9 protein-coding genes are annotated in these 8,276 nt (G+C 40.1%); 6 read left to right on the top strand and 3 right to left on the bottom strand.

What is annotated here, in order from left to right:
- Positions 1-73: 73 nt before the first annotated feature.
- Both JW841_18285 and JW841_18280 read left to right on the top strand, forming a co-directional pair.
- Positions 74-319, top strand: coding sequence for a type II toxin-antitoxin system Phd/YefM family antitoxin (locus tag JW841_18285; protein MBN1962885.1), 246 nt, complete (start codon positions 74-76; stop codon positions 317-319).
- A complete protein-coding gene (locus JW841_18280; protein ID MBN1962884.1) occupies positions 316-738 on the top strand; it encodes a type II toxin-antitoxin system VapC family toxin in 423 nt (140 codons plus the stop codon). Before JW841_18285 ends, JW841_18280 begins: the two co-directional genes overlap by 4 nt.
- 145 nt (positions 739-883) lie before the next feature.
- On the opposite strand, the gene JW841_18275 is transcribed toward JW841_18280, so the two are convergent.
- Complete coding sequence (locus JW841_18275; protein MBN1962883.1) at positions 884-1,534, bottom strand: hypothetical protein; 651 nt, start codon at positions 1,532-1,534, stop codon at positions 884-886.
- A gap of 195 nt (positions 1,535-1,729) precedes the next feature.
- On the opposite strand from JW841_18275, the gene ttcA reads away from it, so the two are divergent.
- Complete coding sequence (ttcA, locus tag JW841_18270) at positions 1,730-2,632, top strand: tRNA 2-thiocytidine(32) synthetase TtcA (protein MBN1962882.1); 903 nt, start codon at positions 1,730-1,732, stop codon at positions 2,630-2,632.
- A gap of 111 nt (positions 2,633-2,743) precedes the next feature.
- On the opposite strand, the gene JW841_18265 is transcribed toward ttcA, so the two are convergent.
- Both JW841_18265 and JW841_18260 read right to left on the bottom strand, forming a co-directional pair.
- Complete coding sequence (locus tag JW841_18265) at positions 2,744-4,132, bottom strand: GHKL domain-containing protein (GenBank protein ID MBN1962881.1); 1,389 nt, start codon at positions 4,130-4,132, stop codon at positions 2,744-2,746.
- Between the two features lie 12 nt (positions 4,133-4,144).
- On the bottom strand, positions 4,145-4,906 hold the full coding sequence (locus JW841_18260) for a prepilin peptidase (GenBank protein ID MBN1962880.1): 762 nt from the start codon (positions 4,904-4,906) through the stop codon (positions 4,145-4,147).
- 279 nt (positions 4,907-5,185) lie between these two features.
- Here JW841_18260 and JW841_18255 point away from each other — a divergent pair, with 279 nt between their 5' ends.
- The 3 genes from JW841_18255 (at position 5,186) to JW841_18245 (ending at position 8,264) form a co-directional block, all read left to right on the top strand.
- On the top strand, positions 5,186-5,611 hold the full coding sequence (locus tag JW841_18255; GenBank protein MBN1962879.1) for a prepilin-type N-terminal cleavage/methylation domain-containing protein: 426 nt from the start codon (positions 5,186-5,188) through the stop codon (positions 5,609-5,611).
- A 35-nt stretch (positions 5,612-5,646) separates the two neighbouring features.
- The gene (locus JW841_18250) at positions 5,647-7,554 is read left to right on the top strand and encodes an O-antigen ligase family protein (protein ID MBN1962878.1); all 1,908 of its coding nucleotides are present in this window, start codon (positions 5,647-5,649) and stop codon (positions 7,552-7,554) included.
- Positions 7,555-7,823: 269 nt separating this feature from the next.
- Positions 7,824-8,264, top strand: coding sequence for a prepilin-type N-terminal cleavage/methylation domain-containing protein (locus JW841_18245; protein MBN1962877.1), 441 nt, complete (start codon positions 7,824-7,826; stop codon positions 8,262-8,264).
- Positions 8,265-8,276 lie beyond the last annotated feature (12 nt).

The raw sequence follows: 8,276 nt of genomic DNA, 5'->3' as shown, positions 1-8,276 counted from the left end.
TATTGCTAGGTCTCATCTTGCTTCTTCAAGTAGAAATAAATATAATCTAGACAGTCTAGATTAATTAGAAGCATTGATAATGACTTGGCAAGTTCAAGATGCGAAAAATAGATTTAGTGAAGTTATTGAACGAGCAATCAACGAAGGCCCACAAGAAATAACTAAACATGGCAAAAAAGCAGCGGTTGTACTGTTAATAAAAGAATATCAAAAGCTTAAGCGTCGTAAAGGCTCACTGGGAGATATTTTTCATAACTCTCCGCTGGCAGAAATAAAAATTGAACGTAAACAAGACATATCGCGGGAGGTTGAATTTTGAAATATTTACTAGATACGTGTGTAATTTCAGAGATGATTAAAAAGCATCCAAATAAAAATATCGTCACATGGATTAAAAACAGTGATGAAGATGCAATTTTTCTTAGCGTATTAACCATTGGTGAAATTCAAAAAGATATATCTCGTCTTAATGATAAACAAAGGTGTCTACAGATACAAAGATGGTTAGACGTTGATTTAAAGGAACGTTTTACTCAGAAAATTTTGCCTATATCAGTTGAAGTAGCATTAACCTGGGGTGAAATTGAAGCAAAGGCTTTGGCGATTGGCAAACCAATACCATCAATTGATGGATTGATTGCAGCAACAGCATTGACCCATAACCTTACGTTGGTGACGAGAAATGTGAAGGACATCAAAGAAACTGGCGTAAAATTCTTAGATTTATGGTCTCTTTAGTATTGAGAGTTATTCGCTATATAATGTGATTAGGAACATATTGCAGCGCACAAACATATCCGACTACAAGTAACTTGTATTAATTCAATAGTATTGTGGCGCCATGCAAGAACGATGAACCAAAGGTAATTAATTACCTTAAGGTTTAGAAATCATCGTCGTCTGTTGGTGGCAATGTGAGATCGTCGTTTACATCAAAATCGTCGAAATCGTCATCACTAGTTCGTGATGTGCCACCCCAAGTGCCAGTGCTAGTAACCCCTGCACTTTCAGGTTCAGCAGTCTTAACCTTAATTGGCTCTTCTGCTTTAGTTTCAAGCACCGACGACGTCATAACTGGTTTAGTTATGACCGGAGATGCAACAGGCGCAGCAACTTTTGTTTGAGTCGCTTTGGGCTTTCTGCATCCACCAGCTGATTTTTTTTTCGCTGCCGCTTTTTTAATCAGCTCCAGAGTGGCCTTTTTAATGTTTGCACCAGTTGCTTTGGTGGCAAGTTTCTTTTTAAGCGCTGTTGCTTTCGAAGCACTTTTCTTCATCGCCTTTTTGACTGAAGAAACTTGCTTGGCTACAGTTTTTGCCACCTTTTTATTAACTTTTTTGGCAATATTTGCGGCTTTTTTGGTAATTTTTTTAGCTACCTTTTTTTGAGCCGCAATTTTTTTTGCCATTTTACTTGGGGCTACTTTCTTTTTAGCCGCAGGTTTGGCTTTTTGAGCCGGTTTTTTGGTGATTTTTTTAGCAGCATTTTTAGTAGTTGTTTTTTTTGCTGCCGCTGTCTTTTTTTTGACTGCCATGGCCCTGCCTCCACTAGAAGCAACCACATATCGTTTGTATACAAAATTACCTAGTCATTCTCCGCAAATCAAGAACTTGTGTAAAACAATCGTACGATATCTACAATTAACTATATTTTTAGCACTTAGATTTGCCTATATTTGGACTTTGTCTACTTGTCTTATTGTTTTTTGCAGGGCATAGGGTCAGGCCTTATGCATCCACGAAAATTAGAAAGTCGAATATTAAAGGCAGTTAATCTTGCTAACCGTGATTTTAACCTATTTGAGGCAGGTGACCGCATATTAGTTGCCATGTCGGGTGGTAAAGATTCTTTTGCGCTTTTATGGGCCATTAGTAGGTTGCAGGCGGCTTTACCGCAGAAATTTGAAATTGTTGCCTATCATCTTGATCAAGGTCAGCCAGGCCATAATGTTAAACCGCTTGAGCAATACTTAAAAGAGTTCGGTGTTCCATTTGAAATTGAGTTTCAGGATACCTACTCACGGGTAATTAAAATGACTGAACCAGGTAAAGTCTTTTGTGCCTGGTGTTCACGATTTCGTCGCGCTATTTTGTATAAAGCAGCTAGAAAGCATGGTTGTAATAAAGTTGCCTTAGGGCACCACCGTGATGATCTTGTTGAAACATTTTTACTTAACGCCTTTTTTACCGGACAACTTAAAACTATGCCACCACGTTTGGTTTCTGATAAAGGCGCTGAACAGGTAATTCGTCCTTTAGTTTATGTCGGTGAAGAAGATCTTTTTGAACTCGTCAAGCATAAAGAATTTCCGATTATGCCCTGCAGTTTATGTAGCTCACAAAATAAAGAGCGTAAAGCGGTTAAGCAGTTGCTTACCGATCTTAGCCAAAAATACCCTCGCATTCGTACCAGTATATTAGCAGCACTTGGGCGTATTAGAAAAACCCATGTGCTCGATAAAACGATTAATCCGTTATTTAGCCAAAATGACTCTGAAACCCTTACACCAACTGGTCTAGATAGCGATGAAGTAGGATGTATTAAAGATGGTAATAGCGATTGCAAAAAAAGTTGTAGCGGCGATAATGATACTGATTTTGATCGTGTTGTTAGCCAGCATATTAAATCTTAAGTAATGCATCTTGACGTTCGCTTACACCAACATACTGGGCCAACAATATACTATGTTGATAAAAAAATTGCAGCGATTCCGATATGTGCAATTTGGGGTTAAAGATATTTTTTAAGACTGTGTGTTAAACACTACTGTGAAACGTGCGCCTCCTAAAATCGGACTATTTTTTACGCTAATCGTGCCATTACCATTGCTAACAATTCGTTCACATACAGCTAGTCCTAACCCAGTGCCTTTGCCAGCGGGCTTAGTGGTAAAAAATGGTTCAAATATTTGATGGCGGTTTGCTTCGGGTATGCCTGGGCCATCATCATCACAATGTATACAGAGACACTGTTCAGTTTGTTCTACGGTAATAATGATCCGACCAGATTTATTAATTGCATCTATGGCATTGAGAATAAGATTAAGTAGCAATTGCGTTGCCGCATCAGTGGTTATTGGTAAAGCGATGAGTTTGTTAATATTTGGCAATTCAAGAACGACATTGTGTAATTGTGGGGCAAGCAAACTCTTTACCCGCTCAAGGGTAATTATCAAATCACCTGGAATTTGTTCAGCATCATTTTGTGCTCGTGAATAATCTAATAATGTACGTATAGTAGTATTAATACGATCAAGCTCACTGCGCATATGAGCTATGGCGCTGGTTTGCTCACTGCCACTAATCGTGCCACTCTTAAGCATATCCAAATAGCCTGCCAGGATTGCTAAGGGGTTACCCACTTCGTGGGCTATGCCTGCGGCCAATTTGCCTACTGCAGCTAACCGCTCAGCACGTACCACGTCATTTTGTGCTGTGGCTAATGCGGTATTTTTTAGGGTAAGTTCTTTTACTTGATTGGCGATACGTTGGCGCTCTTCATCAATGGTTTGATTCATAGTAATAATAGCTTGACTTAATTTGGCAAAATCATTGTTAGAACTGGCTATTGACAACTCTTGAAGTCCTTCAAGTTGGTGATGATGCACAAGGTCGGTTACATGCTGCAGCGGTGCGATTACCACCCTACGTAAGAAAAACGAGGCAAGGAGTACGATAAATAATCCTGAACTTAAAAGCACGATAATCGCCCATGGTTGCTCTGTGAAGACGGCACTTAAAGCAAAAGTTCGCGGCTGTGAAACAATGGCGTAATGCCAAGGACTATTTTGCAGTCTTACAATTTTATGTAGCCAAGCAGAATTTGCTTCAACGAGTTGACGGTCATTAAAACTTGGTAGGCTAATTTTTTTGGTAGCGAGTACTTCACCATTAACATTTACTAAAGAGATTGTGACTTTATAATGAGAAGCAATTTGATTGATGGTTACGCTTGGGTTGTCGGCAATCGTTTGACTACTTATTATTTCAAATAAGGCGGCATTTAAGGCCAATCTTGATTCAATTTGGTAACGGCGTTGTCCCCAAAATAAAAAAGCTACATTGATAATGACAAGCCCAACAAGTACGGCCGCTCCTAAAACTAAAAGAAGACGAACACGTAATTTGCTCAAAATACATCTCCATTAAAGCTTAAGCAGTTTTATGGGCAATTGTAAAAAATATTCAGGTAACAACAAGATTTCTAAAGCGGCTAAAATCAAAAAAGGACCAAATGGTATTGCTCGTGCATGAGGAGTCCAACCATCTGCTGCTGGTTCTTTAGGCTTATGACCACCAAGAGCTATTATAATTAAGCCGATAATAGTGCCTTGCAGCGAAGCAAATAAAACTACCAGGATGGTTGGAAAAACTCCAAGCGCCAACCCGATTACCGCCAAAAGCTTAACATCACCTAATCCCATTCCCTCACGATGCATCATGGCACTAAAAATTTTGGCGATAAGAAATAATGCAAGCGCGGGAAGTAGTCCAATAAGAGCAGCAATTATACCAATACGGTCAGGTAAAAAGGCACCCAGCAATGCCCAAATCATTGCCGGAATACTTAAGAGATCAGGTATCCAATAATGATCAATATCGAGAAATACAATGGCTAAAAAAACCATGGAGAGTGGCGCCCAAAAAGCAAATTGCCAGGTAACTCCCAAACGTAAAAATAAGGCAGTCATTAAAGCGCAAGCTAATAATTCTATTAAGGGATAGCGCGGTGATATCGTAGCTTTGCATGAGCGACAACGACCACGCAAAATAAGCCAGCTAAGCACGGGAATGTTGTCGTACCAAGCAATTTGACTGCGGCATTTTGGGCAGTGTGATCGTGGCGATACAATAGATTCACCTGCGGGTAGACGCGCAATGACTACATTTAAAAATGATCCAACCACGGCGCCGACTACACTAACATACGTTAATAACAACCAATTCGGGAAATAAATCATAATAGTCGTAGATTGTCAGTTAAACCTTAAGCGGGTGACAAGAATTGTCATCACGCGTAGCGTTGTTTTATCTATCTTGCTGTATTTGTGTACTTGAAGTGAAGTTTTTTTTTGGCATTGTAGTTGCTTAGTTGAACCTAAGTCTAAGTTGGTTCAAAGTGACACAAGCAACAACAACCTTCACGGTGATGGTTGTTTGCAACAGAGCGTAAAAGGAGACATCACATGGTACGTAAATTAGCTCGCGGCTTTACTCTTATCGAGCTAATGATTGTTGTAGCAATCATTGGCATTCTGGCAGCCATTGCCATTCCTAATTTTACCAAATTCCAAAATAGAGCCAAACAATCAGAGGCCAAAGCAAACCTCAAAGCGTTCTTCACTTCAGCTAAAGCAAATTACGCTGAGGATAGCACCTTTGTATGTGGTCTTTGCGGTTGGGCACCCGAGTCGGGTTATAAGTATAATTACTATGTAGATGGCAGCGTTGATTTAACTGGAGCCGATACTACCTGCACTACTAAACCAGCAGGATCGGGTGTTCAGTCACTAACGGCGTTTACCACAGGTGCTGCTCATAACTTGAGTACTTGTGACACCTGGACAATTGATGATGCCAATAACTTAACCAATGTAGCAAATGGCACCTAACCAACGTAACTTAATTATCTCTTAATTGTTGCTAATTGACACCAATCCATCAAGGCTATCTTATACTTCGTACCATACCTTGGTGGATTGGTGTCTTTGCATTAAGTGCATTTTGCTGCACCGCGATCAACGGTGCGACTGAACATATACCAGCTTTCTTTTTACGTGCGGCTGCGGTTTTAGTTATTTTCAAGACCATTTCGTTATATTGCATCAAGGCATTTTCACTATGCTGGTACGAAATACTGCCACCCTTGGTGGCGGTAATGACAGTGTTATTAGGTTTAATCTTTGCAGTAAATTTTGGTCTTGCGCTGCAAGCATTAATTACGGTGGTATTAGTAGTAGCGCTTTATGGTGCACTAAACTGTAGCCCCGCTTTTATTAATCAAAGGTTGCTCAACGCTTTGGTGGTGGTCGCCATGTTGCATGCATTTTGGGCTATTGCTCAATTTGTATTTATTGGCGGGCGAGCAACTGCAGGTTTTTTTAATCCTAATGAATTAGCAGCCTTTTTGTGTCCGGCAATAGTGATTATTGTCCATCGTTTTTTTTCAACTAGCTCTCAGCGAAAAGTATTGGCAGTAGTATTTTTAATTTTGTTGATTGCAATGGTAAGCACACAGTCACGATCCGGTTGGTTGGCCCTAGCGGTATCTCTATTGGCGTATACTTTCATGCGCGGCTTATGCCGTTTAACCATAGCTGCGGTTGTCATAGCCTTGCTTGCTGTTTTTTTGGTACCAACATTCAAGTCTCGTTGGCAGAGCACTAGCGATCCTTATGCGTATTCGCGTCTTGCTATTTGGCGCTCAAGTGCTGAGTTAGCCTTAGCCGAATCTCCAATTGGTGTAGGTTTAGGTAATTATGAAGCAGCCATGCGCCATCATGGCATTCGTATTGATAATGGCATGGTGCGCTACCCACGTTTAGCTAGTGATGCACATAATGAGTTATTAAATATTTGGGTTGAACTCGGTTGGTTTGGTCTTTTGGCAGTATTACTACCAATTATCTGGGTATTATTTAATATAATTTCAAATTTGCGCGCAGATGATACTAAGCAAAAACAACAAGCTAGTTATGATGCTGCAATGTTGTTTGCTTTTGGTATTCCGGCTTTATTCGGCGCAACTTTGCATGTTTCAGTAATTGCATTTTTTGCGGCCATATGGGCGGCCGAGTTGACGCGTTTTCGCTATCAAGAACAAAAAGCTATAGCACCAAAGCAAAAAATAAGTGTTCAGGTGTCTTTGGTGAAGTTGCTGCCATTGCGTTTTATCTCGCTACTAGTTTTAGTTTTCGCCATCCCCGGTGCAATTGGCCAACTTTTAGAAACAAGTGCCACTTATTTCGCCAAACAAGGTAATACAAGCAGAGCTGAAAAAGTTGCTGCTTGGGCCAGTAAAATTACACCTTGGAGTTTAGGGGCTGCATTGCAATACCAACAATTTAGTCGCCAAAATGGTAAATCAGCCATTGAATTTGCTGAAGACTTAAGTGAATTAGCACAGAGATTTCCGCTTAACCCTAAGCCTTTGTTACTCGCGGCAATGATTATTGAAAATGAGCGAGTCCACTTGCCTCATACTGTCGCCAACGAATTACTTATTCGCCTTTATCAATTGGCGCTACTTGGCGAACCGCATAATGCACTTACCTATTGGAATTTAGGCAATGCTTATCAAGAAAGTGGTCGATTAGATAAAGCGCTTGTTGCCTATAAAAATGCCATAATTGAAGAACCATATTGTGCACGTGCTTTAGTGCAATTGGCACTGCAAGCAAAGCGTGAACAAGATATTGCACGCATAGGTGAGCTTACCTTAAAAATTGTTTTAGCGCAAAATGCAGCCCAGAGATATCAAGGCCGCGCCAAAGCAATACTAGCGCTTGATAAAGAATCAGCTAGAATATTTAACACTCTTAATTCTTCAGAATAGAAGCAAGAGAATTAATGGTTGCATAAGTTCAATCTTAAGCTCTTTTTACACCAAACAGCTTTATGGACGTGGATTGTCAGTATAAAAAAGGCGAGTGACAAAATACGTCAGTATTTCAAGGCGTATGGTGGCTTAATTTGTTGAATTTACGTGTTCGAGATATTTAATTTTTTGGTATTGTTGTTGCATGGTTGAATGTAGGTGAAAGTTGGTCCACAATGAGGCCACTTGCAAACATACACTGCCTTATGAAGATTGTAGGTAACGCAATGAAAAAGAAACTTATGCTTCATAAAATAGAACGCGGTTTTACAATGATCGAGATTATGATTGTTGTTGCCATTATTGGTATTCTTGCAGCTATTGCCATACCGAATTTTGCCAAGTTTCAAAATAGAGCCAAACAATCAGAAGCCAAAGCTAATCTTAAAGCCTTTTTTACTTCTGCCAAAGCTAATTATGCTGAGCGTAGTACCTATGTATGTGGCCTTTGCGGTTGGTCGCCAGAAGCTAACTATAAATATAATTACTGGGTAGACGGCACTAACGATTTATCATCAGCAGATGCTACTTGCACCACTAAACCTGCGGGGTCGGGTTCTCAATCAACAACGGCGTTTACCACCGGTGCTGCTCATAACTTAAGTTCTTGTGACACGTGGACAATCGATAATGCTAATAATTTAACCAATGTGGCTAACGGCACTTAAATTATGAAATAA

Source organism: Deltaproteobacteria bacterium, from assembly GCA_016931625.1.
Lineage (GTDB): Bacteria > Myxococcota > XYA12-FULL-58-9 > XYA12-FULL-58-9 > JAFGEK01 > JAFGEK01.
The sequence above is the reverse complement of the archived record's forward strand: the minus strand, read 5'-3'. Positions and strand labels throughout refer to the sequence as shown.